Origin of the sequence: Candidatus Symbiopectobacterium sp. 'North America', from assembly GCF_015762685.1 — a bacterium.
Classification (GTDB): domain Bacteria; phylum Pseudomonadota; class Gammaproteobacteria; order Enterobacterales; family Enterobacteriaceae; genus Symbiopectobacterium.
The window spans coordinates 1-25,683 of sequence record NZ_PEHF01000020.1 but is presented as its reverse complement, the minus strand read 5'-3'; the positions used below and the strand labels follow the sequence as shown (position 1 = coordinate 25,683).

General features: G+C 53.9%; 20 protein-coding genes and 8 pseudogenes. 12 read left to right on the top strand and 16 right to left on the bottom strand.

What is annotated here, in order from left to right; all coding sequences use genetic code 11:
- The first annotated feature begins 3 nt into the window (after positions 1 to 3).
- The 3 genes and pseudogenes from atoD to CS369_RS04350 all read left to right on the top strand — a co-directional run bounded on the left by atoD (position 4) and on the right by CS369_RS04350 (position 2,492).
- Positions 4 to 660 (top strand): acetate CoA-transferase subunit alpha, encoded by a 657-nt coding sequence (gene atoD / locus CS369_RS04360; protein WP_196906145.1) that lies wholly within the window; start codon positions 4 to 6, stop codon positions 658 to 660.
- Positions 660 to 1,307, top strand: a complete 648-nt coding sequence (locus tag CS369_RS04355; protein ID WP_196906144.1) for a 3-oxoacid CoA-transferase subunit B — start codon at positions 660 to 662, stop codon at positions 1,305 to 1,307. Before atoD ends, CS369_RS04355 begins: the two co-directional genes overlap by 1 nt.
- A 10-nt stretch (positions 1,308 to 1,317) precedes the next feature.
- A pseudogene (locus CS369_RS04350) lies at positions 1,318 to 2,492 on the top strand (acetyl-CoA C-acetyltransferase).
- A 39-nt stretch (positions 2,493 to 2,531) separates the two neighbouring features.
- Here CS369_RS04350 and CS369_RS24420 read toward each other — a convergent pair.
- The 10 genes and pseudogenes from CS369_RS24420 to dapA all read right to left on the bottom strand — a co-directional run bounded on the left by CS369_RS24420 (position 2,532) and on the right by dapA (position 11,669).
- Positions 2,532 to 4,021, bottom strand: a pseudogene (locus CS369_RS24420) (methyl-accepting chemotaxis protein).
- Between the two features lie 376 nt (positions 4,022 to 4,397).
- Entirely contained in the window at positions 4,398 to 5,015 is a 618-nt protein-coding gene (gene ypfH / locus CS369_RS04330) for an esterase (protein ID WP_196906223.1), read from the bottom strand.
- Positions 5,016 to 5,195: 180 nt separating this feature from the next.
- Positions 5,196 to 5,603, bottom strand: a pseudogene (locus CS369_RS24415) (NUDIX domain-containing protein).
- 7 nt (positions 5,604 to 5,610) lie between these two features.
- Positions 5,611 to 6,195, bottom strand: a complete 585-nt coding sequence (locus tag CS369_RS04320; RefSeq protein ID WP_196906221.1) for a TIGR00730 family Rossman fold protein — start codon at positions 6,193 to 6,195, stop codon at positions 5,611 to 5,613.
- The gene (locus tag CS369_RS25045) at positions 6,186 to 7,025 is read right to left on the bottom strand and encodes a tRNA-binding protein (protein WP_374191031.1); all 840 of its coding nucleotides are present in this window, start codon (positions 7,023 to 7,025) and stop codon (positions 6,186 to 6,188) included. The genes CS369_RS04320 and CS369_RS25045 overlap by 10 nt, the downstream gene beginning before the upstream one ends.
- A complete protein-coding gene (locus tag CS369_RS04315) occupies positions 6,962 to 8,236 on the bottom strand; it encodes a tRNA(Met) cytidine acetyltransferase TmcA domain-containing protein (RefSeq protein ID WP_374191030.1) in 1,275 nt (424 codons plus the stop codon). Before CS369_RS04315 ends, CS369_RS25045 begins: the two co-directional genes overlap by 64 nt.
- A gap of 13 nt (positions 8,237 to 8,249) precedes the next feature.
- Positions 8,250 to 8,702: a DUF441 domain-containing protein gene (locus tag CS369_RS04310; protein ID WP_196906140.1), complete on the bottom strand. Its 453-nt coding sequence runs from the start codon at positions 8,700 to 8,702 to the stop codon at positions 8,250 to 8,252.
- Between the two features lie 192 nt (positions 8,703 to 8,894).
- Positions 8,895 to 9,608 (bottom strand): phosphoribosylaminoimidazolesuccinocarboxamide synthase, encoded by a 714-nt coding sequence (gene purC / locus CS369_RS04305; RefSeq protein ID WP_196906139.1) that lies wholly within the window; start codon positions 9,606 to 9,608, stop codon positions 8,895 to 8,897.
- A 128-nt stretch (positions 9,609 to 9,736) separates the two neighbouring features.
- The gene (bamC, locus tag CS369_RS04300) at positions 9,737 to 10,774 is read right to left on the bottom strand and encodes an outer membrane protein assembly factor BamC (protein WP_196906138.1); all 1,038 of its coding nucleotides are present in this window, start codon (positions 10,772 to 10,774) and stop codon (positions 9,737 to 9,739) included.
- 16 nt (positions 10,775 to 10,790) lie between these two features.
- Complete coding sequence (gene dapA, locus CS369_RS04295) at positions 10,791 to 11,669, bottom strand: 4-hydroxy-tetrahydrodipicolinate synthase (RefSeq protein WP_196906137.1); 879 nt, start codon at positions 11,667 to 11,669, stop codon at positions 10,791 to 10,793.
- A gap of 187 nt (positions 11,670 to 11,856) precedes the next feature.
- On the opposite strand from dapA, the pseudogene CS369_RS04290 reads away from it, so the two are divergent.
- From CS369_RS04290 to arsC, 4 genes and pseudogenes are all read left to right on the top strand, one after another.
- Positions 11,857 to 12,462, top strand: a pseudogene (locus CS369_RS04290) (glycine cleavage system transcriptional repressor).
- A gap of 2 nt (positions 12,463 to 12,464) precedes the next feature.
- Positions 12,465 to 12,932, top strand: a complete 468-nt coding sequence (gene bcp / locus CS369_RS04285) for a thioredoxin-dependent thiol peroxidase (protein WP_196906136.1) — start codon at positions 12,465 to 12,467, stop codon at positions 12,930 to 12,932.
- Between the two features lie 321 nt (positions 12,933 to 13,253).
- Entirely contained in the window at positions 13,254 to 14,672 is a 1,419-nt protein-coding gene (locus tag CS369_RS04280) for a M48 family metallopeptidase (RefSeq protein ID WP_244664775.1), read from the top strand.
- 20 nt (positions 14,673 to 14,692) lie between these two features.
- A complete protein-coding gene (gene arsC, locus CS369_RS04275; RefSeq protein ID WP_196906134.1) occupies positions 14,693 to 15,049 on the top strand; it encodes an arsenate reductase (glutaredoxin) in 357 nt (118 codons plus the stop codon).
- On the opposite strand, the gene hda is transcribed toward arsC, so the two are convergent.
- The 6 genes and pseudogenes from hda to upp all read right to left on the bottom strand — a co-directional run bounded on the left by hda (position 15,044) and on the right by upp (position 19,305).
- The gene (gene hda, locus CS369_RS04270) at positions 15,044 to 15,751 is read right to left on the bottom strand and encodes a DnaA inactivator Hda (protein WP_196906133.1); all 708 of its coding nucleotides are present in this window, start codon (positions 15,749 to 15,751) and stop codon (positions 15,044 to 15,046) included. The two genes, arsC and hda, sit on opposite strands and share 6 nt — an antisense overlap.
- A gap of 131 nt (positions 15,752 to 15,882) precedes the next feature.
- Positions 15,883 to 16,701 (bottom strand): tetratricopeptide repeat protein, encoded by an 819-nt coding sequence (locus CS369_RS22985; RefSeq protein ID WP_244664766.1) that lies wholly within the window; start codon positions 16,699 to 16,701, stop codon positions 15,883 to 15,885.
- Positions 16,681 to 16,755, bottom strand: a pseudogene (locus tag CS369_RS24410) (hypothetical protein); the annotation flags it as partial. The gene CS369_RS22985 and the pseudogene CS369_RS24410, both read right to left, overlap by 21 nt.
- Positions 16,756 to 16,785: 30 nt before the next feature.
- Positions 16,786 to 17,352: a tetratricopeptide repeat protein gene (locus tag CS369_RS22975; protein ID WP_244664765.1), complete on the bottom strand. Its 567-nt coding sequence runs from the start codon at positions 17,350 to 17,352 to the stop codon at positions 16,786 to 16,788.
- Positions 17,353 to 17,427: 75 nt separating this feature from the next.
- Positions 17,428 to 18,467 (bottom strand): annotated as a pseudogene (locus tag CS369_RS04260) (solute carrier family 23 protein).
- Between the two features lie 211 nt (positions 18,468 to 18,678).
- The gene (gene upp, locus CS369_RS04255; protein ID WP_196906132.1) at positions 18,679 to 19,305 is read right to left on the bottom strand and encodes a uracil phosphoribosyltransferase; all 627 of its coding nucleotides are present in this window, start codon (positions 19,303 to 19,305) and stop codon (positions 18,679 to 18,681) included.
- Between the two features lie 317 nt (positions 19,306 to 19,622).
- On the opposite strand from upp, the gene purM reads away from it, so the two are divergent.
- The 5 genes and pseudogenes from purM to speG all read left to right on the top strand — a co-directional run bounded on the left by purM (position 19,623) and on the right by speG (position 25,463).
- On the top strand, positions 19,623 to 20,660 hold the full coding sequence (gene purM / locus CS369_RS04250; protein ID WP_196906131.1) for a phosphoribosylformylglycinamidine cyclo-ligase: 1,038 nt from the start codon (positions 19,623 to 19,625) through the stop codon (positions 20,658 to 20,660).
- Positions 20,660 to 21,298: a phosphoribosylglycinamide formyltransferase gene (gene purN, locus CS369_RS04245; protein WP_196906130.1), complete on the top strand. Its 639-nt coding sequence runs from the start codon at positions 20,660 to 20,662 to the stop codon at positions 21,296 to 21,298. The genes purM and purN overlap by 1 nt, the downstream gene beginning before the upstream one ends.
- A gap of 208 nt (positions 21,299 to 21,506) precedes the next feature.
- Positions 21,507 to 22,600: pseudogene (locus CS369_RS04240) on the top strand (ABC transporter substrate-binding protein).
- A 25-nt stretch (positions 22,601 to 22,625) separates the two neighbouring features.
- Positions 22,626 to 24,745, top strand: a pseudogene (locus CS369_RS04235) (TonB-dependent siderophore receptor).
- A 142-nt stretch (positions 24,746 to 24,887) separates the two neighbouring features.
- On the top strand, positions 24,888 to 25,463 hold the full coding sequence (speG, locus tag CS369_RS04230) for a spermidine N1-acetyltransferase (protein WP_196906129.1): 576 nt from the start codon (positions 24,888 to 24,890) through the stop codon (positions 25,461 to 25,463).
- The last annotated feature ends 220 nt before the right edge of the window (positions 25,464 to 25,683 follow it).

Below are 25,683 nucleotides of genomic sequence, written 5' to 3'. Positions count from 1 at the left end.
ATAATGAAAAACAAAATCATTGATGCCAGTTATTTCCGATCCTTATTAAAAGACGGAATGACAATTATGTTCGGTGGTTTTATGGGTGTCGGAACCCCGGATTTATTGGTAAAAGAAATAATCAAATCCGGCGTCACTGATTTAACCCTGATTGGTAATGATACGGCATTTCCCGACACCGATGTTGGTCCATTAATTGCCAACGGTCAGGTTAAAAAAGTCATCGTTTCGCATATTGGCACCAACCCGGAAACGGGCAAACGCATGATTGCCGAAACCCTGGATGTCGAACTGGTACCACAAGGCACACTGGCAGAACGTATTCGCAGTGGCGATGCCGGACTGGGTGGTTTTCTCACTCCGACAGGGGTTGGCACCGTGGTGGAAGAAAATAAACAAAAAATCACTCTCGATAATACGACCTATTTATTGGAATTACCGTTAAAAGCCGATCTTGCCATTATTCAGGCAAGCATCGCCGACACCCGTGGAAATCTGATTTATCACCTTACCGCCCGTAATTTTAATCCTCTGATAGCACTTGCCGCAGACAACGTTGTGGCGCAATGCGAGCAGGTTATTCCTGTCGGCCAATTAGCGCCGGAATGCATTATGACGCCTGCTGCACTGGTCGATCACCTTTATGTTGGAGAAAAATAATGGACGCTAAATCAATTATTGCTCGCCACGTCGCGCTGGAGTTAAACGACGGCGACGTTGTGAATTTAGGGATTGGCCTGCCGACTCAGGTAGCCAACTACGTACCGGAAGCCATTGAAGTGACCTTCCAATCGGAAAACGGCTTTCTCGGTTTAGGTGCCATTACCGAAATCGATACCAATCTGGTTAACGCAGGTGGACAACCCTGCGGCATGGTGCCCGGCGCTGCGATGTTTGACAGCGCCTTCTCGTTCGCGCTGATCCACGGCGGCCACGTTGACGTGTGCGTACTCGGCAGTTTACAGGTGGACGAACATGCCAACCTCGCCAACTGGGTGGTGCCCGGCAAAATGGTGCCCGGCATGGGCGGTGCCATGGATCTGGTGGTCGGTGCTAAAAAAGTGATCATTGCGCTGGAACACTGTGCCAAAAACGGTGCCCCCAAACTGCTGCATGAATGTACCTACCCGCTTACCGCCGCCAACAAAGTCAGCATGGTGGTCACCGAACTGGCGGTATTTGAATTTATCGACCAGCAGATAGTGCTGCGCGAAATCAGCCCGGGTATCACCCTCGATGAACTGCGCCAGAAGACAGAAGCCAACTTCATTGGCTCCGACGACCTGCAACCGTTAAAAGTCCACTAAGGAGACCCTGATGAACACACAAGATTCCGTTGTGATTGTAAGTGCCAAACGTACCGCGATCGGTAAATTCGTGGGCAGTCTGGCCACTATTTGCGCCGTTGAACTGGCAAGCGCCACGATTAAAGATAGCCTCTCATCCCTGCCGCAAGGCCTGAAGATTGATGAAGTGATGCTGGGCAATGTGCTGAGCGCCGGTTTGGGCCAAAACCCGGCGCACCAGGCAGGTCAGGCTGCCGGGCTCGGCATTGAACCCCCTGCCTTTACTGTCAGCAAAGTTTGCGGTTCCGACCTGAAGGCAGTGGCGCTCGGTGCACAATCCATCGTTGCGGGCGACAATCAGGTCTATATCGCGGGCGGTATGGAAAACATGAGTGCCGCTCCTTACCTGCTGGAGAAAGCGCGTCAGGGTTACCGCATGGGCGATGGAAAATTAATCGATTCCATGATCAAAGACGGTCTGTGGTGCGCCTTCAATGACTACCATATGGGGATCACCGCCAAGAATATCGCCAAGCAGTACGGCTTTACGCGGGAAGATCAGGATGCTGTCGCTTTCGCGTTGCAGCAAAAAGCTGCCGCCGCACAGGCCAGCGGTCTCTTTGAAGCTGAGATTACCCCGATTGCACTGCGCGTGAAAAAAGAGACGCGTATCTTCAATCAGGATGAGTTCGTGCGTGCCGATACCACGTTGGATAAACTGCGCCCAGCTTTCCTGCCGGACGGCACCGTCACTGAGGGTAATGCCTCGGGAATCAACGATGCGGCAGCAACGCTGGTGCTGATGCGGGAATTCGAAGCTCGTCAGCAGGGTATCACGCCTCTGGCACGCATTCGCAGTTGGGCTTCAGCCGGTGTTCCGAGCGAAGTGATGGGATTAGGTCCGATTCCTGCGACCCAAAAAGCCTTGCTCAAGGCGGGACTGACCATACAGAATATCGATCTGATCGAGGCCAACGAGGCATTTGCCGCGCAATTCCTCGCCGTACAGCGCGATTTGGGTCTGGACCCGGAAAAAGTTAACGTCAACGGCGGTGCGATGCGCTGGGCCACCCGATCGGTGCCAGCGGTGCACGTATTCTGGTTACCCTGATCCACGCGCTACGCAGCTACGATAAAACGCTGGGGCTGGCAACGCTGTGCATCGGGGGCGGTCAGGGCATCGCACTGATCGTTGAGCGCCTGTAACCGGGCCGCAGCACGTTTCACGGCCCAGTGTTAAGCGGTCTAAAACGCCTCCCAGTTGTGTTCTGACCCACGCCCGGAGGCGTTTTTTACCGCGGGCAATAACCCTTGCGTACTGCGTGTAAACGGCTGAGCCGCAGCAGGCGGCACGCCTTGGTTATTGCCAATGTTGAACGCCGACACGGCACCTCGTAAAAAGCCCGCTTGCTCCTCCAGAGAGGCTGCCGCAGAGGCGGATTCTTCGACCAGCGCCGCATTTTGCTGCGTCACCCTATCCATTTCGCTCACCGCCTGTCCCACTTGATCGATACCACGGCTTTGCTCATCGGACGCCGACGCAATGTCACCCATAATATCGGTCACGCGACTCACCGCCGTGACAATTTTCTGCATAGTGTCTCCCGCTTCCCGCATTTGCATCGCCCCGGTGCTGACGCGATTGACCGAATCGTCAATCAGGGTTTTGATCTCTTTCGCCGCCTGCGCGCTGCGCTGTGCCAGCGTGCGCACTTCGCCTGCCACCACGGCAAAACCACGGCATTGATCGCCTGCCCGCGCCGCCTGCCGCGCACTGTGTGAGTTCTGTTTGACGGTGGCGGTCAACTGTTCCATGCTGGCAGCAGTTTCGCCCAGCGACGCGGCCTGCTGCTAGGTTCGCGATGAAAGATCGTTGCTGCCTGCCGAGATCTCGCTGGCACCGGTGTAAATAGACTGTGCACTGTCACGCACCGCGCTTACCGTATCAATCAATGAGCGCTGCATATGATGCAATCCGGTGGCAAGCTGGCTCATCTCATTTCGTCCTTGAACGTCAATCGACTGCGTCAGATCGCCCTTGGCAATCGCATTGATATGGCGCATCAGCGCATGCAGCGGTTGCAACAGAATACGCTGTATCCGACCCAACTGAGCACAATCACCAATACCACCATCAGCGAAATGGCCCCTAATAGCCACAACATCTCCTGGAAAGCACGGCGGTTATCGTGCAGTCCATTATCGGCTACCTGCGTTTGTGCTTCTCGCCATGCCAGATAGTTTTCTTGCATCGCCACGTTAAGCGGTGCCGCTCCCTCATGTAGTTTCATTGCCGCCCCGGCCAACCCTCCGGCCAGTGAATTGACAATATCGTTCAACAGTTTATGATAAACGACATAGCTTTCCTCCAGCTTTTTGATTAGCGCCGGATCTACCCCCGGCGAAGGTGGAATCGCCTGATAGGCCTTATAGCGGCTTTCGGAACTGGCAATGCGCTCCTTAGCCATTTGCAGCAGCGACTGCATCGCGTCTTTATCCGCATTTCCCATCATCATATTTTGAATCATGGTGCCGACGGCAATACGCGTTTGGTTCATCATAATCCAGGCATCGGTAAACGCCGCCACGCTCTGATTCGCACACAGTGAAGCCTGAAATCCTTCTCGGTCATTGACCAGCGCACGCATGGAAAGCGCACCGGTGAGAAATTGTGAAATACCCAGAGTTAAGAGAACAATAATAAGAATGGTCACAACTTTTATACGTTTAAACATATAACACCCTTATTTCCTAAAAGGACGTGACATGTATATACCCTCAATGATTCGCGCCGCGCCACTAAAGCAGCGGCGTGAAGAACCGACTTTAAATAAGCCAGCGACACGAATACCTATGGGTATAGCGGGAAAAACGTCAGACATTATGGTGTGTGTAGTGCACTACCGATGCAATGCACACATAAGCAAATAACATCGTCGGCCATTCAACGTTATTTAAATATGGAAAAATTCACTTTTTATATGGACAGGAAAACTACTCGACATGATTTTGGCGCGATATCTCATTCAGTGCGGGGCGAAAATAGCGCGGAAGGGCAAAGAAAAATAAAGGCGATTCATGGGTAGAACCGCCTTACAAGCAACACGACGATTATGCCAGATAACCCAGCGCCTGTTGCAGCATCAGACCGTCAATCGAGTGGCCGACACCCGTAATCATATCGAGTGAATGCGCACTGCCCAACGTATGCAGGCGCTGAGCGGCAGCCTGTGCGTGCGCAGGCAAAATCACGCTGTCCTGCTCTCCGTGGATAAAATGCACCACCGCTGGCGTCAATGCAGATTCTGGCAACGAGGCAAAGCGGCCGCTAAAGGCGATAACCGTACCGGCAATCGCCGGGTCTGCCTTGAGCGCTTCCAGAGACATGATGGTCCCCTGCGAAAACCCAACCAGCACGGTATGTGCAGCATCAACCCCAACCTTCTCCTGCCAATGGCGCACCGTTGACAGAAATCCCGGTATTGCCACATCAACGCGCGCCTGACGGTTCTCTTCGGTCACGCCTTGCACGGAGAACCACTGACGCCCCGCGCCCCATTCGGTGCTTTCTGGCCCATTGAGGCTGACAACACAGGCATCCGTCAAGGCATCGGCAAAATAGCGCCCCAATGCCGCCATGCCGTTGGCGCTGTCGCCAACCCCGTGAAACAACAAGACCAAACGCTGCGCCTGCTCCGGTTGTTGTACTGTAATTGCATCGCTCATGATATGTCCCGTTTTGTCATGGTATTCTTTAATGATACCCCTGCGGTTATCACGTGCTATCGGGATTTATTGAACAAGTCATTCCATTATTTCCAATGACCCACCCTCACGTCCTTCACCCCATAGGCAGGAACGAAAAAAAAAATACCAGGCTGACTCAGCGGCCAGCCTGTCACAACGGCGTCAAAATGCAGCGGCGAGGGGCAATAATTGTTGCTGAGTCAACGGGGCCAAAGGCAACGTCGTCGGCGTTTTTGGGTTAACCCAGGAGATTTCGGCAATTTCAGCCGCCGGGGTTACGACACTATTCACACCCTGCACACGGTACACGTCGGCTTCAACAATATACCCTGGCTCATTGACCACTTAATCGGAAAAATGACCAAGATACGTCAGATCCGCTATCGCAATCTGAATCGACAGTTCTTCTTTCAGTTCGCGCACCAGCGCCTGCTCTGGGGTTTCTCCGGGTTCCATTTTTTCCCCAGGCTGCATAAACGCGATGGTGCCCTGTTTGCGAACCAGCAGACAGGCACCTGTCGCATCGGTGATCACGGCAGCGGCGATGCGAATCACACAGGATGTCTCCATCACCATCTCACTCTACCTGACGAAACGCCGGCGTCCACTTATGCGGCGGCGGCGTATAGGCAGCGAAAACGCGGAGAATATCCTCAATGCTGTCAGAAAATGTGAGCATATCGGCATAGGGTTGCTTCATAAACCCCTGTCTGACCATCGTTTCATTCATGGTTTTCAGCGGGTCAAAATAACCGTTAACATTGAGAAACGCGCAGGGTTTGTCATGAATCCCCAATTGCGCCCAGGTCCACTGCTCAAAAATTTCTTCCAGCGTCCCCGGACCGCCCGGCATCGCGATAAAGCCATCGGCAATCTGCGCCATTTTAGCTTTACGCTCATGCATGTTTTCCGCCACATGCAGCTTGGTCAGGCCCGGATGAGAAAGCTCTTGATCGGCCAACAAGCGCGGCATGACACCGATCACTTCGCCGCCCTGCGCCAGCGCCGCATCCGCGACCGCGCCCATCAACCCGACACGACCACCGCCGTAAACAATGGCGATACCTGCCTGCGCCAGGGTTTTTCCCGTCATCCGCGCCGCATCAATAAAGGCGGTGTCACTTCCCGCACTTGAACCGCAAAAAATTCCCATCACCATAATATGTCGCTCTTCTCCATGTCGATTACTACGTATGCCGGCAAACCGGTCCATTCCACCAGGCATTTATTCAGCCGGAAACCACCCGGTTGCGCCCAGCGTTGCCAACGTGCACAGGCCGCCGCATCAAGCTCGGCAAGTGCCTGAACCGTCTCCTCACGCCAGCGTTGTAACAGCGCTTTTTTACCGCTTAATGAAAACACCTTCACTCCGCGCTCTGGATCGTGCGGATAGGCATTGAGCATGCGCAATGCGGGCAGCGGCAACCCCGAGCGCCCCAGCAGATGTGTCAACGCTGCAAAGGTGGGTTCCATGCCACGATGCGCAAAAGCAAATCCGGCCAGGCTGCGCCATTCGGCACGCGTCGCCAATTGCCGTCCTTCCTCACTGATAGGTAAAATCGCCATCGCGCTATAGCAGCCACTGCCCGCCTCGCGATGGCTACCAATGCGCACCAGCCTAAACCCGCATGCCTGCCAGAACGCCCACAGTTCCGGCTGATAGCCAAAGCTGACCGACAGAAAATCAATGCCATCAACGCTCGCGGTGTCCCGTTGTGCAGCAATCAGTGCATGACCAATCCCGCTGCGCCGCTGCTCTGCGACAACCGCAATGCGGCTGATACGCAGCGAGCGTAAACAAGGGGCTTGCCACTCATCACCGTGCGCCACCAACGATTGTGCCACCAGATTGCCGCGCGGGCGACGGCGGCCCGCCCACACATCATGCGCTAACGCAGGCGACAGGTCGCCTTCATCAACCCACCAGGCTACGCCGCACAGTGCCTCGCCTCGCTGAGCGCCATAGAGATGCATGCAGGGCGCATCCAGCAAGCGCCGCAAATCAAGCGGCGAGGTGCGGTAATGCGCGCTGCACAATAAGAGGCATAATACCGATGCAAACCCGCCGACTCACTCAACCACGCCGGCGCCAAAAGGTTCGTGACGACAGCAGGTAATCTCGCAGTTCCCGGATTCAGGGCATCGATATCAGTAAACGTGTCACGAAAAAGCAGAGCTTCATCCAGAAAACACTCCAGCGGATCGTCTGCGACCCAGCGTAGCGGTTGATCCAACGTCAGCATGTCGCACTGAGGCAGCGAGGCACAAAATTTCAGCAGAAAGCCACGCACCGTCCCTTCATACCCCTGCACCGTGGTGAGCATCAACACGCGAGGGAAATGGCTTACCAGCGCCTGCAACACTGACGCAGGGATCGCCGCTGCCTCATCAATCAACAGCCAGTCGAGCGGCGGCAGCGATGACGATTGGCAATGTGCAAGCAAAGCGTCTGGAGACCAAAACGGCAATTCAGCCCCACCGCAGTGTAGCAACTGAGCGGCAGTATCGCGGGAAGGTGATGTCACCCAACAGACTCCCGTACACTGCGCGGCCAGCATTCCCGCCAGCGTCGATTTACCGCGCCCGCGCGCGGCGGTAATCACATAAACGCCGGGTGCCGCATCCTGTAGACGGGTCAGCAATGCATGCTGCTGTGGCGTTGGGTCACCGCTGGCAGGTTGCCACGGTGCACGAGGAGTCAGCGGCTTTATGGCTCCCTTCTCTCCCTGCCGCCACAGCGTTACCTCATCGTCCGCCAGCAGTTGCTGCTGAAAATGCGTAATGAAATTCGGCGTGGCTATCGCCTGCGACTGCTCACTCCAACGCAAACTATCAGCATCGGGCTGTTGTGCCCACGCGTGCCAGGGCGGGACCAGCAGCAGTAGCCAACTGCCCGCACGCAAAGTGCCAGCCACGATCGCCAGCGCTTCGACATCCAGCCCACTGCGAGCATCAAAGACAGCATGCTGATACCCCTGCCCCAGCAGCATCCGCGCTTTGCTAAAGGGTATACTGTCAGGTTGCATGCCCCCCAGCCAAAGCCAATCCCCCGGCGTCTGTCGGCACAGCGCTTCCGCCTGTCTTTGCACCCAGTGCGCCTCGCCGCTGACCACCAGCAAGCGGCGCGCGCCAACATGCCGCAGCTGCGAAGGATCGCCGTTCGCGTCAGCACTGAGCAGGTTTGGGGTGATGAGCTTAGACATGCCAATGCCGTTCTCAGGATTTGCCAATCAACAACGAGAGCAGACCTGCCGCAATCAGCGGACCTACCGGCGCGCCGCGGAACAACGCGACGCCGGCCACGGTGCCAATCAGCAATCCCGACACCACGGAAGGTTGATTGCTCATCAGAGAAACGCCGCGACCACCGAGCCAGGAAACCGCAACGCCCACCGCAATCGCTACCAGCGATTTCCAGTTAAGGAACGCCTGAAAAAAGTCGTGGGCGCTGATTTTCCCGCTGGCGATCGGGGCCATCACGCCAATGGTCAAAATCAGTATCCCGATGCTCAATCCATATTTTTCCACCAGCGGGAAATAACCGTTCAGCGGCGTCAAGCGTACCGCCAGCAGCGCCAACATCGCCCAAGTGACCGTCATGTTGTGGCTGATAATACCGAATCCTGCAAGGCCGAGCAGGATCAGAAGCGTGGGATCGAAAGAAGTCATTAGGAATGGGTTTCCTGCCATGCTGAAGTCAAGATATCGTTTTCATTCAAGACTCAGATGATAGCACTGTTTTGACACCGCTAATTAGCCCAATACCCACATTGGTACGGGTAAACTGCCATTCTCCACTTAACGCAGAGAATGACAGGCAACGGCGCGCACGCAACGTTTAACACGAAAACGATTGCGCGTTTAGTCCAATTTTACGCCAAGACGGTGTGCAACTTCTTCATAGGCTTCAATCAAACCACCCAGACTTTGACGGAAACGGTCTTTGTCCATATTGTTCAGGGTTTGCTTGTCCCACAGGCGGCTGCCGTCAGGGGAGAACTCATCACCCAGCACCACTTCACCTTTGAACAATCCGAATTCCAGTTTGAAATCCACCAGAATCAAGCCCACGTCATCAAACAGTTTGCTCAGCACGTCGTTGGCTTTGTAGCTCAGTTCTTTCATGCGCGCCAGGTGGGTTTCATTCACCCAACCAAAGGTTTTGCAGTAAGATTCATTCACCATCGGATCGTGCAGGGCGTCATTTTTCAGGAACAGGTCAAACAGTGGCGGGTTCAAGGTAATGCCCTCTTCCACACCCAGGCGTTTCACCAGAGAACCGGCAGCACGGTTACGCACCACGCACTCTACCGGCACCATCTCCAGCTTTTTCACCAGCACTTCGTTGTCGGACAGTAACTTGACCATTTGCGTCGGGATGCCCGCCTCTTCCAGTTTGCTCATGATGAAATGGTTGAATTTGTTGTTCACCATACCTTTACGATCAAACTGTTCAATGCGCGCGCCATCACCGGCTGACGTATCATTGCGAAACTCCAGCACCAACAGATCGGAATCTTCAGTGGTGTAGACCGTTTTCGCTTTTCCGCGATACAACTCAGCTAGCTTTTGCATCTTTTATTACTCCACACAGTTGTGGGCCACCGACAACGGGCCCGATGATTTAATACTTGATTAACAATAAAAATATCGGCATTCGGCGGGCCAAATAAAGAAGGGCCGGATGTAACCGGCCCTTTCTGTTAGTGACTGAGTGCCGCCTGGAAGACGGCGACGAGCGCGTCGTTTTTTGACTGGCTGAGCGTATGCCCTTTCGAGTCGATAAACTGCAACGTACTGCGGTTACCCAGATCGCCAACCTGCAATTTGTAATCGCCGTTGGTCAGTTCAGGGTCTTTAGCCCCCAGACGTTCCCAGACGCTGCTGCCCGGTGCTTTGTAGGTCACCGCAATGGAGGCTTGCGGACGGCTGCGATCGTTCACCTTCATGCCGACTTTTTCCAGCGCGGCAGGAAGACGATCCCAGACCACTGAATAAGGGCCACGCACCACCAGCAATGGCAGGCCGCTGTCATCCGCACCGCTCAGCACGTCCAGCGTACCGACTGCGCGATTGACCTGCGTATTCTCACGCGCGGCCGCCTGTTTCTCCAACGCGTCTGACAGGGTATTGGCCATCAGACTGGTATAACGTTGCACCTGAAGCGCCTCTGCCACCGGCGTGTTCTGCACTTCGAGGCCGAGCAGTTTCACCACAACCGCGACCTGATACCCTTGAGGTTGAACGGAGATCTGATAACGCGCGCGGTACGGCACACTTTCATCGTCACGCGGCCAGAAGATCCAATCGGTGGTCAGCGTCTGCGAGGCATCCTGACGGCTGGCAATCACATAGCCCTTGTCCTGAATGATTTGCACCACCTGCGGCCACAGACGGTTCGCCTGCGCGCTGTTTTCGATCAGCAAAGTGGCTGTATCACCAGAAATTTGCGTGCGCGATCCGCTTAACAACGCCAATGGCTGGAGAGGAGGACGAATATCTAACGCTTTCCCCAGTTCACCGGTTGATGAGGCTGCCGGGATCTCGTAATCCCCATTCTGCACCGGAAGGATCATTCCCGCCGGTGCCACTAACGTCCTCGGTTGTGGCGCTTTCAAATAGGACTCATCGCCGCTGACCTGACGTTTGTGACGCTGATCGCTAGAACATGCTGCTAATAGCATAACCAGCGACAAACCAACCACTTTTGCCACCATGGACTTTTGCACTGAAGAAGTCATCAAATCTCCCTAAGGGTTACTGCAAACCAGCTTGCTTCAATGCGCGCTCCATCACTGCCCGACCTGCGTCAGTCAGCGGCGTCATCGGCAAGCGAAGCGTATCGGTCGCCATCAATCCTAATGCCTTGCATGCCCATTTCACCGGGATCGGATTAGGTTCAACAAATAATTTCTGATGCAGTGGCATCAGGCGTTGATTCAAACGGCGCGCCGCAGCGAAATCACCTTGTGCCGCCAGTGCGCACAGTTGTGCCATTTCCCGCGCTGCAATGTTCGCCGTCACGGAAATCACGCCTCGACCACCGAGTTGCATAAAATCCAGACTGCTGGCGTCATCACCGCTCAGCAAAATGAATTTATCATCAACCAACTCTTGGATCTGACTCACACGGCTTAAGTTCCCGGTAGCTTCTTTCACCGCAACAATATTTTTCACTTCGGAAAGACGGGCGATGGTTTCCGGCAGCATGTCACAGCCGGTACGAGACGGTACGTTATACAGAATTTGCGGTAAATCGGTGTGCTCGGCAATCGCTTTAAAATGCTGGAACAACCCTTCGTGCGTCGGGCGATTGTAGTAAGGGGTTACTGTCAGGTAGCCCACTACGCCGGTTCCGTGAAAGCGTTTGGTAAGAGAGATGGCTTCCAACGTCGCATTGGCACCCGTTCCGGCTATCACCGGGATACGTCCGTCTGCCAGTTCCAGCGTCATCATCACCACATCGCCATGTTCATCATGGCTCAAGGTGGCGGACTCTCCGGTGGTTCCGACGGACACTATCGCCGCAGTTCCGCTAGCAACATGATAATCAACAAGTTTTTTCAAGCTTGCACGATCGACGGCTCCGTTGTCGTCCATCGGTGTAACCAGTGCAACAATACTTCCCGTAAACATTCGCCATTCCCTCCAAAAACAAGTTCTTCATGGTACTTTTGACTTCACTGCAAAAGCAAGCGCGCAACCGCGTTGTCGGCGTCTGACATGCGGTTTTTTTCTTTCTGCATGCCGCGACTGACGGCAGCGCGGGAAAACTCTCGCAGAACAAACTCAAAATTGCCCCAGACAATTTTTTGTGTTTACCATGTTACTCTCAACCCGATGCAGAGAAAGCAAGATTTTGCCGAGCCAACAAGAACATTTTCTGGTTATCACCGCCCTCGGCGTCTATCGTCCCGGGATTGTGAACGCCATCACACGTCACGTCAGTAGCTGTGGCTGTAACATTTAAGATAGTCGTCTTGCGATGCTGGGCAAAGAGTTCACATTCATCATGCTGCTGTCGGGAAGTTCGAATTCCATCACGCTTATCGAATCCACGCTGCCGCTCAAAGGGGCGGAAATGGAATTGTTGATCGTGATGAAGCGCACAGAGTCTCAGGCTCGCCCGCCGATGCCCTCAACGGTATGGATCAAGGTTGAACTGGCGGATTCACCGCATATCATTGAACGCTTTACCGCCCTGTTTGACGCACATCACATGAACATTGCGGAGCTGGTTTCAAAAACGCAGCCCGCCACCAGCGGACATCCGTCAACGTTATATATTCAAATCACCGCACACAGCCCTGAAACGCTTAATGGCGCAATTATTGAGCCAGCCTTTCATCAGCTATGTACAGAACTGCACGCACAAGGCAGTATTAGCGTCGTGAACTATCCACAGCATGAAGAGAAAGATGGAGAGTAGTGATGAACACACTGAAAGCCGGTGATACCACACCGAAATTTAGCTTGCCCGACCAGGATGGCGAACAAGTAAATTTAACCGACTTCCAGGGACAAAAAGTGTTGGTCTATTTTTACCCTAAAGCGATGACGCCGGGATGTACCGTGCAAGCCTGCGGTTTGCGCGACAACATGGAAGATTTGAAGAAACATGGCGTGGAAGTGTTGGGTATCAGCACCGACAAACCGGAAAAACTGTCTCGCTTTGCGGAAAAAGAGCTGCTGAACTTTACGTTGTTGTCCGACGAAGATCATCAGATCTCACAAGCCTTCGGCGTGTGGGGCGAAAAGACATTCATGGGAAAAACCTACGACGGCATTCACCGTATCAGCTTTTTGATTGGTGAAGACGGTAAAGTGGCGCACGTGTTTGATGATTTCAAAACCAGCGATCACCACGATATCGTACTGAACTATCTGAAAAGCTCCTGATAGCGTGCCAGGTATCCACCGGCACTGTTAAGGTGTCGGTGTTTTTGCGTTATCCTGATTCACACTGCGCGCAACCTTGTGCTTGCTGTTTTTTGCACGGCGCGCTTTTATGCTGCACTTTTCCCGCATTCCACTTTGCATGCTCCCTCCGCGCTGGCTAAGATAGGTGCTAATCGCTTTTACCGTGCAGTCGAGAAGGTCCCACTCATGGTCTTCAATTGGTTAGGTGCTGAACGTCCTCGCATTACCGCTCTGGCAGGCAAGACGTTTCTGCGTGGATTCAGAGTAAAGAAAACCCTGACTGCGCTGCTGTTCGGCGCAATGCTGGGCGGCATCGCGGCGCCCGTCGTTGCGGATATGCAGGATCAGCTTCCTGATATGGGAACCACAGCAGGCGGTACGCTCAGTATCAATCAAGAAATTGCCATGGGTGATTTCTACCTACGGCAAATGCGCGGCGGTGCACCGCTGATTGACGATCCGCTGCTGGTACAATACATCAACCAACTGGGCCAGCGGTTAGTAAAAAGCGCCAACTCAGTACGCACGCCTTTTCACTTCTTCATCATTCGCAACGATGAGCTGAACGCCTTTGCCTTCTTCGGTGGCAATGTGGTCATCCATTCTGCCTTGTTCCGCTACGCGGAAAACGAAAGCGAACTGGCCTCGGTGCTGGCGCATGAAATCTCGCACGTCACCCAACGCCATCTGGCGCGCGCCATGGAATCACAACAGCGCAGCGTCCCGCTTACCTGGGTGGGGGCATTGGGTTCCATTCTGCTCGCCATGGCCAATCCGCAGGTGGGAATGGCGGCCCTGAGCGGGACATTGGCCGGTGCGCAGCAGGGAATTATCAGCTTCACACAGTCCAACGAACAGGAAGCCGATCGTATTGGCCTGCAAGTGTTGCAGCGAGCCGGGTTTGATCCGCAGGCTATGCCTAACTTCATGCAAAAATTAGCCGATCAATCACGCTATGCCACCAAACCGCCGGAAATGCTGCTGACACACCCGTTGCCGGAGAGTCGTCTGGCCGATGCTCGCAACCGCGCCAACCAGATGATGCGTCCTGCACCCACCCAATCCTCACAGGATTTTCTGTTTGCCAAGATGCGTGCATTGACGATGTACAGCACCGCGTATAAGGCTACCGCAGATGAAACCATTGATAACTGGTTAAAAGGCAATGTGCGCGAGCAGCTTGCCGCACAGTACGGCAAAGCGGTGCGCGCTTATGAAGAGAAGAAATATGACGATGCCCACGCAGTGCTTCAGCCAGTGCTGGATAAAACCCCGGACAGCCCCTGGTTTCTCGATCTGATGACGGATATCGATCTGGCGCAAAACAAAGCCGCGCAGGCCATCGCGCGCTTACAAAAAGCGCCGGGCGCCCAGAACAATCCGGTACTGCAATTGAACCTGGCTAACGCCTATGTCACGGGTGGTCAGGCCGCCGCAGCCAGCCGCCTGCTCTATCGTTATAGCTACGCCAATCCGGGCGATCCCAACGGTTGGTCACTGCTGGCACAGGCCTCCGCCGCACAGGGCATGCGTGCCGAAGAGCTTGCCGCGCGCGGAGAGGAGCTGGCGTTATCCGGAAAACTGGATCAGGCCATCGGGCTGTTCAGCAATGCCAGCTCGCAGAGTAAACTCGGCAGTTTGGAGCAGGCGCGCTATGATGCCCGCATTGACCAGTTACGCCAGTTACAGCAACGCTTCCGTCAGTTTGAAAAATCTTGATAAACAGCAAGGAACAGCCCATGTCGCACGATATTGTTATTTATCACAACCCGCGCTGCTCCAAGAGCCGTGAAACGCTGGCGCTGTTGCAGCAACACGGCGTCACGCCGCGCGTGGTGCTCTATCTGGATACGCCACCGGATGCCGCACAGATTCGCCAACTGTTATCACAGTTAGGCTTTAGCAGCACACGTGAATTAATGCGCCAGAAAGAAGACCTGTACCGCGAATTAAATCTGTCGGATACGACGTTAAGTGAAACACAGCTGATTGCTGCACTGGTTGAACATCCCAAGCTGATTGAGCGCCCGATTGTAGTCAACGGAGAGCGGGCACGTATCGGCCGCCCGCCAGAGCAAGTGCTCGCGCTGTTATAACCCCAGGATCTCTTTGACGAAGGGGATAGTGAGTTTACGCTGGGCGGTAATAGAGGCGTGATCGAGCTGATCGAGCGTCATAAACAGCGTGCGCATTTCGCGATCGAGCCGCTTCAATAAAAAGCGGCTCACATCCTCTGGCAGTTCAAAGCCTCTCAGGCGGGCGCGCAACTGTAACGCCTGACCTTTCTCTTCATCAGAGAGCGGCTGCAATTTATAAATCTGCCCCCAATCCAGACGAGATGCCAAATCAGGCAGATGCAAATTAAGCTGACGCGGTGGGCGATCGCCGGTGATCAACAGCCGGGTGTGCCCCCCTTCCTGAATACGATTGTAGAGGTTGAACATCGCCATTTCCCAGGCATCATCGCCTGCAATAGATTCGATATTGTCGATACAGACCAGCGCGAGTTGCTCCATGCCGTCCAGGACTTCAGGCACAAAATAGGCGCGTTTGTCTAACGGCACATAGCCCGCCGCATCGCCCTGACGTGATAACGCCGCGCAGGCGGCATGCAGTAGATGGCTGCGCCCTCCCCCTTCCCGTGACCAGAAGTAAATATAGCTACCGTGCTCTTGTTGCAACACGTTGTGAAGGGCGGCCAGAAGTGACGCGTTTTCTCCCGGGTAGAAACTGGCAAAGGTTTCGTCATCAGGCAAAGAAAGTGGCAGTGAAAGCTGTGCCGGCGTGTTCAGAAGCACCTCATGTTCAATTCGGCGGGAAAACGGACTGAGTTTACCACAGAAAGCGAGCACTGTTGATAGCGCATCAACCGGGCTGTCTTTCTCAATACCGCGTCACTGTTCAGGCGAATTGTCCTAAGGCAATGCGGTTACCCGGCATGTTGGACATAGGGCTTGATAATCCCCGTCGCCAGCAGCTCTTTTTCTTGTCCGTTGATCCGCGCCGTGGCGGAATCGATCTGGAATGTCACGTCTCCAGGCTGGCAAAAATCTTTGGTTTTTTGCCGAACCAGCGTAGCGGAACGAAAGGAGCTGTATTCCCTGCCGTACAGGCTTTCATTCATGGTATTCATGCCAAAGGGGGAAAACGCCATCGTATATTGCCCGCTGGCACCCTCGCTGTTTTTTAGCGTGACGACGACGCGAAAATTGGCCACTTCAGCAAGTTTGTTGGTATCAACGATAAAATGATTTTCACATTTCAATGTGCCACCGTTGCCACCGAGAAAGGTCGATTCGTTTTTCAACACCAATGCGGGCAAGGTTTGGCGGTTTTCTTCACGCCCACGCTTATCGTTCACGCAGTGCGCCGTATAGCTGGCTTTTGTTTCGTCAGAACGCCCCCGGCTGCGATACTCCCAGGCCTTTTGGCAATCGCTCGTCACACCCTGACCGTTGTAATAGATCCAGGCGAGGTATTTTGCCGCCCGCGATACGCCTTTGTCGTAGGCCTGCGTAAACAGCGTTCGCGCCTTGTCATAATCAACGTCAATCCCTTCACCGGTGTAATACATTTCTGCCAGATTGAGAATGGCATCGTTGTTACCCTGCTGTGCAGCACGTTCAAACCAAACGACAGCCTCTGGTGCAGCGGCATCAACACCCCAGCGACCTTCGCGATAGGCCAGGCCAAGAAGATTCTGCGATTCCGGCTCTCCCCCCTCTGCGGCACGGCGAAACCAACGCATCGCCTCGATGTCTTTCTCTTTTATCGGGGAGTAGCCAAAATTATAGAAATGGCCGACGTAGAAGTTTACTTCGGGATCGCCCTGCTATGCCCAACGTTTCGCCAGCCGTAACATGTCGCTTTTACTCAAGCCGAGGCGGCTGAATATCCGACTCGTTTCCGCATTGGCCGTATTTAAATAGCGGGAAACATACTTCAGGATCGGTGCGCGCATCTCTGTATCGGTTTCAGCCTTTGCTTTTGCTTCATAGATGGTGTGCCCGAGTGACTTGGTCGTTTCGATATCAATATCTGCGGCGTTAATCTTTTCCAGCAGTTGGTTGGCCCGGGCGCTATCCTGCGGCACGCCGACGCCATATTGATAAAAATACCCGGCGTTATAAAAGCCATAATCGCCACCCAGCGCGCACGCTTGCTGATAATAGTCGATGGCCTGTTGGATATTTTTGGGAACGGAAACGCCAAACTCATAGACAAAACCCAATACCGAGAGGGCATGAGGATCCTGACGTTTAGCCAAATCGGTGAGAGCGGTCAGCGCCGTATTATCTTGCTGTTCGAGGCGGTCGTACAACCTATCGGCGTCATCAGCATCTTGGGCAAAAGCAAAACACGAAAGACCCAGTAACAACGCCAATGTTGTTTTCTTCATGATTAACAATCTCTTGTCATATTTTTTCTGTTTCCGGGGATAATATCATCCCCGGAAATCAGAGCAATGCTCAATTTATGACGCGCGCGAGGTCTCCTCGGCATCATCTTCAGCATCCAGCACCACTTCTTCGCTTCTGAAGCGGTTGATCAGCGCAAACAGCAGGCTCAGCGCAATACCCACCACGGTGGCTAATGCCATGCCTTTCAGTTCAGCAGCACCCAAATGTACTTTCGCGCCGCTCACCCCGATGATCAGGATAACTGAGGTCAGAATCAGGTTTTGTGCTTTGTTGTAATCCACTTTGGATTCGATAAGCACACGAATACCGGAAGCGCCGATTACACCGTACAGCAGCAGAGAAACACAGCCCATGACCGGCACCGCCTGAATGGCGGCCGCCAGCTTGCCCACGCAGGAGAGCAGAATGGCAAGTATTGCCTCACCGCCGATTACCCAGGTGCTGTAGATCTTGGTGATGGCCAGCATGCCAATGTTTTCGCCGTAAGTGGTATTCGGGGTTGAACCGAAGAAACCAGAAATCATGGTAGAAAGGCCGTTGGCAAACATCGAGCGGTGCAAGCCAGGATCGCGCATCAGATCTTTTTTCACAATATTGGCGGTAACCACCAGATGGCCCACGTATTCGTCAATCACCACCAGCGCAGCAGGCAGGATAGTCAGAATGGCAAACCATTCAAAACGCGGCGTATAGAAGGTCGGCAGTGCAAACCAGTGAGCCTGAGCGATAGGCGCGAAATCCACGACGCCCATCACAAACGACAGCGCGTTGCACAATCAGCGATACCAGGCAGAACAGAACACCGCACATGATAAAACCGCCCAATGCCACTTCATATCCCAACGGCAGCAGCAGCACTGGAGAAATAAAGGCAAAGCTGGAGCCCAGATACGCCGGGATCTTGCCCTTACAGATAAACAGATAGAGCAGCGTGCCAATGCCGTTGAACAGCAGCACGGTCTCAGGGTTGATTTTAAACAGAATCGGTACCAACACCGTCACGCCGAACATGGCAAACAGGTGCTGGAAGCTCAGCGGGATGGTTTGTAGCAAGGGGGGGTCGTTCACTCAACCCTATGGCGCGATGAGTCATCGTTTATATCCTCTGTAAAAGTCACTTGATGTTGTGGTTAGCCGGTTTGTCCGGCATCGTTATCACAGCCCAGCCGCCCCCACGCGTCACCGCGTAGGGAAGAGAGGCTGATTATAAAAATCGTGCGAAATATGGGTGAAAAACCATCGTGCGCGTTGCGCAACGAAACCGACGCAAAAAAAAGCCGACTTACTCAGTCGGCTGATACGGCTTATTTAGTACCAAAGAGCTTATCGCCCGCGTCACCAAGACCCGGCATGATATAGCCATGCTCGTTGAGCCCTTTGTCGACCGAGGCGGTATACAGCTCAACGTCAGGGTGCGCTTTTTCCAGCGCGGCAATCCCTTCCGGTGCAGCCACCAGTACCAATACCTTGATGCTCTGGCAACCCGCTTTCTTCAGCAGATCGATAGTGGCAATCATCGAACCACCGGTCGCCAGCATCGGATCCACCACCAGCGCCATACGCTCATCAATGTTGGAGACCAGTTTCTGGAAGTAAGGCACCGGCTCCAGCGTCTCTTCGTTGCGGTACATACCCACCACGCTGATGCGCGCGCTCGGTACGTTTTCCAGCACGCCTTCCATCATGCCCAGACCGGCACGCAGGATCGGCACCACGGTAATTTTTTTGCCTTTGATATGATCGACTTCCACCGGACCGCACCAGCCTTCGATAGTCACTTTCTCTGTGACCAGATCGGCAGTGGCTTCATAGGTCAATAAACTGCCGACTTCGGATGCCAGTTCACGAAAGCGTTTTGTACTTATATCGTTTTCACGCATCAGGCCAAGTTTATGTTTGACGAGCGGGTGTTTAACCTCGACGACCTTCATTCTATTCCCCCTATAGAAAGTGGATGGATATCCTCACGACGCAGAATCGGTGCGCCGAGGGCGGACATGGCAGCCCATCATAAAAAAATCGCGGGATTATACCGCTTTTTTGCTTAAGCGCTACAGGTTATAGCCTGATCCAGATCAACCGGGCAGGGAAATTCTCATTGAACAGGAAAAATGCAAAGCAGGCAACACACCACTCGCAAACGATTGCTCTCGCTGTTAGAATTAGCGCGCTTCGATAGGGGTAGATCCACCAGGCTGGATATGCTCACTATCTCACCACCAATTGTATTCTCCGTGGGGACTCCGCAGTGACCGACAAAACCTCTCTTAGCTACAAAGACGCAGGCGTGGATATTGATGCAGGTAACGCATTGGTAGACCGTATTAAAGGCGTAGTGAAACAAACCCGCCGTCCTGAAGTGATGGGCGGTCTGGGCGGTTTCGGTGCCCTGTGCGCCTTGCCCCAAAAATACCGTGAACCGGTTCTGGTTTCCGGTACTGACGGGGTCGGCACCAAGCTGCGTCTTGCCATGGATCTGAAACGCCACGACACCATCGGTATCGATCTGGTGGCCATGTGTGTCAATGACCTGGTAGTTCAAGGGGCCGAGCCGCTGTTCTTCCTGGATTACTACGCCACGGGGAAACTGGATGTCGATACCGCCGCCAGCGTGATCACCGGTATCGCCGAAGGCTGCAAGCAGTCAGGCTGTGCACTGGTCGGCGGCGAAACCGCTGAAATGCCCGACATGTACCACGGTGAAGATTACGACGTCGCCGGTTTTTGCGTCGGTGTTGTTGAAAAATCAGAGATCATCGACGGAAATAAAGTACAGGCAGGTGATACTCTGGTAGCACTGGCAGCCAGTGGCCCAGACTCTAACGGCTATTCGCTGGTACGTAAGATTCTCGAGGTGAGCAAAACCGATCCGGAACAGACGACGCTTGAAGGAAAGTCGCTGGCCGATCATCTGCTGGCCCCGACCAAAATCTACGTCAAATCCATTCTGGCGCTGATTGAAAAAGTGGATGTCCACGCGATTGCTCACCTGACCGGTGGCGGTTTCTGGGAAAATATCCCGCGCGTGTTGCCAGAAGGCATGCAGGCCAACATTGATGAATCCAGCTGGCAGTGGCCCGCCGTGTTCAACTGGCTGCAACAGACGGGCAACGTCAGCCTTCACGAAATGTACCGTACTTTTAACTGCGGTGTGGGTATGATTATCGCACTGCCTGCTGAACAGGCAGAGGAAGCCGTGGCATTCCTCAATAGCCAGGGTGAAACCGCATGGAAAATCGGCGTTATTCAACCCGCTAACGCCGGAAACGCAGTGGTCATTAATTAATGAAAAACATCGTTGTCTTGCTCTCAGGTCAAGGAAGCAACTTGCAGGCGTTGATTGACGCCTGCGCGCGCAAGCGTGTCAAAGCGAATATCGCGGCCGTATTCAGCAACAATCCAGAAGCCTATGGTCTAGTACTGGCGCAAGAAGCCGAGATTCCGGCCCATGTCATCGACCCACAAGGGTTCGCTGACCGAGCTACCTTTGACGCTGCAATGGCAGAAGAGATGGCGCAATACCAACCCGACCTGGTGGTACTGGCGGGTTATATGCGCATCCTCAGCCCAGAGTTCGTTGCGCTGTTTGCAGGCAAAATGCTGAACATCCACCCGTCCTTACTGCCCAACTACCCGGGCCTGCATACCCATCGCAAAGCGCTGGAAAATGGCGATAAGGAACATGGCACTTCGGTCCACTTCGTCACTGACGAACTAGATGGCGGCCCTCTGATTCTGCAAGCCAAGGTCCCGGTGTTTAGTGAAGATACGGAAGAAGCGCTTGCCGCTCGGGTACAAACTCAGGAACACACCATCTATCCATTGGTGGTGAACTGGTTTGCCGAAGGGCGTCTTAAAATGCGCGAGGGCGAAGCCTGGCTCGACGGCGTGCATATTCCCAAACAGGGTTATGCTGCCGAATAACGCTAATTCCCACTGACTTTCAGGCGGTAGCACTCTGCCGCCCTGAAAGTTCCCGCTGAACGGCACTTTATTTACTTACAAAAGTATTACCATCCTAATGATATAAAATAACATTATCGTTTTGTCGCACTTTCCCTATCTTAGTATTATTGATAATCACTCTCATACTCATTAACTTCCCCTGCTCGATTTTATGCAGAGGGCGAATATGCGCGCATTATTCCTAACCAAAGCGTTACTGGTCATGCTGCTGTTGGCGAACACCACCGCCTGGGGAAAGACCGTTACCGACCTACTGGGACGTCAGGTAACGATTCGCGATAATCCTTCACGTTTTTTTCTCGGTGAAAGCCGTTTGCTCTATACCCTTGCGTTGCTGGAGCCCGGTAATCAGGCACAGCGCGTGGTGGGTTGGCCCGGCGATATGGCGCGTTACGACGCGCAAAGCTGGGAAAAATACACCACCGCGTTTCCTGCCATTATTTCACAAATCCCGCGTCTTGGCGATAGGGGGGCCGCGCACGCTGAATACCGAAGCCATTCTGCCATTAAAGCCCGATCTGGTCATCCTGCCGCGTCTGGCTAAAACCTCGGCGGAGGATGATGCGCTACAGCAGACGCTTGAACGCGCAGGCATCCCGGTGATTTATGTCGATCTGCGCGTCGAACTGTTGAAAAACACCCTGCCCAGCGTCCGTTTACTCGGCGAAGTACTCAACCGCACTGAACGTGCTGCCGCATTCAGCGCGTTTTACCAGCAGCATATGGACGCCATTTCGCAACGCCTGGCACGCTATCACGGCCAAAAACCCACCGTGATGCTGCACCTGCATCTGGGCCACCGCGATACCTGCTGTACCACAGCAGTAGGTGGCAATCTTGGTGAGCTACTGCGCTTTGCCGGTGGTGATAACATCGCAGCCGACAGCATTCAGCGCGTCTATGGTGAACTCAATCCGGAAAAAGTGCTGGCAGCCAACCCCGATGTCTATATCGCCACCGGCATGGCGGGGCCAGAAGAAAAACGGTTCTCGGCACTGATGCTGGGCCCGGACGTTTCCGAGCAGCAAGCGCAAAACAGCTTTACTACCCTACTGCAACAAGAACCCATTCTTGTCACACCTCAGCGCCGTGCAGCAGGGGCGCGCCTGGAGTATGTGGCACAACTTCTACCTAAGCCCGTATCACGTAGTGATGGTGGAGATGTTTGCAAAAGCGCTCTACCCCGATCTGTTTGCCGATTTGCAACCGCAAGACACCTTAAAACAACTCTACCAACAATTCTTACCTATTGAATTTTAAGGGACATTCTGGAGTCACATCGCACATGAACGCTAATTTTATACGTCGCAGTTGGCCACTTATCGCGCTGTTGCCACTGGGTTCGCACGCTGCCTCATCGAGCGCGCAGGAAGATACCGTGGTAGTCACACAATCTGACCGCGCCACCGCCGATACAGACAGCTGCTATCAACCGCACAAAAGCGTAACCGGCACACGCACGGAAGCACGTCTGCTGGACGTGCCGCAGGCGGTTAACGTCGTGCCACCGCAGGTGTTACGCGATCAGGCGGCACACACGTTGGACGAAGCGCTGTACAGCATCAGCGATATTACCCAAGCCAACACACTCGGGGGGACGCAGGATGCGGTGATTAAACGTGGGTTTGGCGACAACCGCGATGGGTCGCTGTTTCGCGATGGCATTCGTTCGATTCAAGTCCGCAATTTCACGCCTACCAGCGAACGCGTTGAAGTCCTCAAAGGCCCGGCCTCCATGCTGTACGGCATGGATGAACCCGGCGGCGTGATCAATATCATCAGTAAAAAACCGGAACTGGTTCAGAAAACCCATATCGAAGGCTGGCAGAGCAGCTTTAACGGGGGCGGCGGGCAGGTCGATGTCACCGGACCACTGGGAGACAACGGTTTGGCTTACCGCATGCTGGTCGATCACGACGAAACCGATTACTGGCGCAATTTTGGCCGCAAACGCCAAACCACCGTTACGCCGTCAGTGATGTGGTATGGCATGACACCACGGTGCGTCTTGCCTATGAACATCAGGAATACCTGACGCCGTTCGATCGCGGCACCATCATAAATCCCAATACTGGCAAGCCGGTCAATACGCCGCGCGACCCCCGCTTTGACGAGCATTATAACGCCACGCGCGGCGCTCAGGACACCGTGACGCTCCAGATGGAGCGAACGCTCAACGATCGTTAGAAGAGCAACCTCGCCTATTCCTATGCACGTAACCGCTATAGCGACAATCAGGCACGCGCCACCAAATTCAACGCAGCGACCGGAATACTAACCCGTCAACCGGATGCAACGGCAGACGCACGCAGTCAGGCGCAAATCGTTCAACTGACCTTGAATGGCGACGTAGACTGGGGACGCATCAACCATCAACTGCTGTTTGGCGTTGACTATGAAGCCGATCGTACATTCCGTGGCGACATGATCCGTGGCACAGCAACCTCCGGTTTCATCATTTACAACCCGGTCTACGGCACGCTGCCCACGTCCACCACGGTCAGTGCCAAAGACAGCGATCAGCGTGAAAATATCGACAGCACCGGCTTTTTCGTGCAAGACACCCTACGCCTGAACGAACGCTGGCAGTTGCTGGGTGGCTTACGTTACGACAGCTTTGATGTTATGGCAGGCAAAGGCCGCCCGTTTGTCACCAACACCGACGGCTCCTACCACCGTTTGGTACCGCGCACGGGAGTTATCTACAGCCTGACACCGAACAGTTCGCTCTACGCCAGCTACAGCGAGTCGTTCAAACCCAATTCGTCCATTGCCACTCAAATCGGCGCACTTCCTCCTGAACTGGGCCGTTCTTATGAAGTGGGCACCAAAATCGATCTGCCGGACAGTATCACCGCCAACCTGGCGCTGTTCGATATCGTGAAACGTAACGTGATGGTGGATGAAACCATCAGCAATGAAACAGTGACACGCACCTCAGGCAAAGTGCGCTCACAGGGCGTTGAACTGGATATGGCCGGTAAGCTCACCGACTCCCTGAGCGTGATCGGTAGCTACGCCTTCACCGATGCGCGCGTAGTTGCCGATCCGAAAAATAACGGCAATGAAATGACCAACGCCGCCCGCCACACCGCCGTGCTGTTCCTGACGCAGAATTTTGGGTCGCTTGGCTGGCATGCCGGAGACGACCTGCGCGCAGGTGCCGGTGCGCGCTACGTGGGTCGCCGTGCGGGAGATGCTGCCAACAGCTTCTATCTCGATGATTACACCGTTGCTGACGCTTTTGTTGCCTATACCGTGCCGTTTAACGGCTACAAGGTGAAATGGCAAATGAATGTGAAGAACCTGTTTGATAAAACCTACTACCCGTCCAGCGGCAACAACCTGCGAGTGGCGGTGGGTGAACCACGTCAGGTGCTGCTGCGCGCCAGCGTAGATTTTTAATCCCGCCATGCCGCGCCCTTTGATCTTAACGATAAGGGCGCGATCCTTTTCCTCTGCTCCCCCCCTGCAAACAGTGGTTCTGCGAACAAAGCACGCTATACTCATCCTGTTGCCATGTGGCAAATAGGTAATGGGAGGAACCATGTCTGGCGCGAGCAATATCGTGCGTTTACGGCCTCTGGAACGAGAGGATCTCAATTTTGTCCATCAGTTGGATAACAACGCCAGCGTGATGCGTTATTGGTTTGAAGAGCCCTATGAAGCCTTTGTGGAACTGTACGATCTCTACGACAAGCACATTCACGACCAAAGCGAGCGGCGCTTTATCATCGAGTTTGAAAAAAATCGGGTAGGTCTGGTTGAGCTGGTGGAAATCAACCATATCCACCGCCGCGCAGAATTCCAGATTATTATCGACCCGGCCTATCAGGGGCGTGGCTACGCCAGCGCCGCCGCCAAGCTGGCGATGGATTACGGGTTTTCCGTGCTGAACCTGTACAAGCTGTACCTGATTGTGGATAAAGAGAACACCAAAGCTATCCACATTTATGCCAAGCTGGGCTTTGAAGTTGAAGCTGAATTGCGCCACGAGTTTTTCACCAACGGCGAATACCGCAATACCATTCGCATGTGCGTTTTCCAGCACCAGTATATGGAACGGTATAAAGCGAACGCGATGGCAGATAAACCTTCACCGGAAGCGGATATCACACGCTAACAGCGTTACTTATCTAAACCTTCGATGTAAAACCGATGATCCTGATTCAGGATCATCGGCTATTCTCTCTGTCATAACAAGCTGACTTTTATATCGTTTTGACAGAAAGAACACCCAGAGTCTTCATTCCCCTCTTACAGCACATCCCATTGGGGCTGTAAGCACAGAGGTTTTAGTTCCACGCACTTTTTGAGATTTCCGGGTTTTCAGCCATCAGCCG

Bases quoted from the DNA above. Each gene is read 5' to 3' on its own strand.
- atoD (WP_196906145.1), top strand. From the start codon at position 4: ATGAAAAACAAAATCATTGATGCCAGTTATTTCCGATCCTTATTAAAA.
- CS369_RS04355 (WP_196906144.1), top strand. From the start codon at position 660: ATGGACGCTAAATCAATTATTGCTCGCCACGTCGCGCTGGAGTTAAAC.
- CS369_RS04315 (WP_374191030.1), bottom strand. From the start codon at position 8,236: ATGTCTAAGCTCATCACCCCAAACCTGCTCAGTGCTGACGCGAACGGC.
- CS369_RS04310 (WP_196906140.1), bottom strand. From the start codon at position 8,702: ATGACTTCTTTCGATCCCACGCTTCTGATCCTGCTCGGCCTTGCAGGA.
- purC (WP_196906139.1), bottom strand. From the start codon at position 9,608: ATGCAAAAGCTAGCTGAGTTGTATCGCGGAAAAGCGAAAACGGTCTAC.
- bamC (WP_196906138.1), bottom strand. From the start codon at position 10,774: ATGACTTCTTCAGTGCAAAAGTCCATGGTGGCAAAAGTGGTTGGTTTG.
- dapA (WP_196906137.1), bottom strand. From the start codon at position 11,669: ATGTTTACGGGAAGTATTGTTGCACTGGTTACACCGATGGACGACAAC.
- bcp (WP_196906136.1), top strand. From the start codon at position 12,465: ATGAACACACTGAAAGCCGGTGATACCACACCGAAATTTAGCTTGCCC.
- CS369_RS04280 (WP_244664775.1), top strand. From the start codon at position 13,254: ATGCTGGGCGGCATCGCGGCGCCCGTCGTTGCGGATATGCAGGATCAG.
- arsC (WP_196906134.1), top strand. From the start codon at position 14,693: ATGTCGCACGATATTGTTATTTATCACAACCCGCGCTGCTCCAAGAGC.
- CS369_RS22985 (WP_244664766.1), bottom strand. From the start codon at position 16,701: ATGCGTTGGTTTCGCCGTGCCGCAGAGGGGGGAGAGCCGGAATCGCAG.
- CS369_RS22975 (WP_244664765.1), bottom strand. From the start codon at position 17,352: ATGAAGAAAACAACATTGGCGTTGTTACTGGGTCTTTCGTGTTTTGCT.
- upp (WP_196906132.1), bottom strand. From the start codon at position 19,305: ATGAAGGTCGTCGAGGTTAAACACCCGCTCGTCAAACATAAACTTGGC.
- purN (WP_196906130.1), top strand. From the start codon at position 20,660: ATGAAAAACATCGTTGTCTTGCTCTCAGGTCAAGGAAGCAACTTGCAG.
- speG (WP_196906129.1), top strand. From the start codon at position 24,888: ATGTCTGGCGCGAGCAATATCGTGCGTTTACGGCCTCTGGAACGAGAG.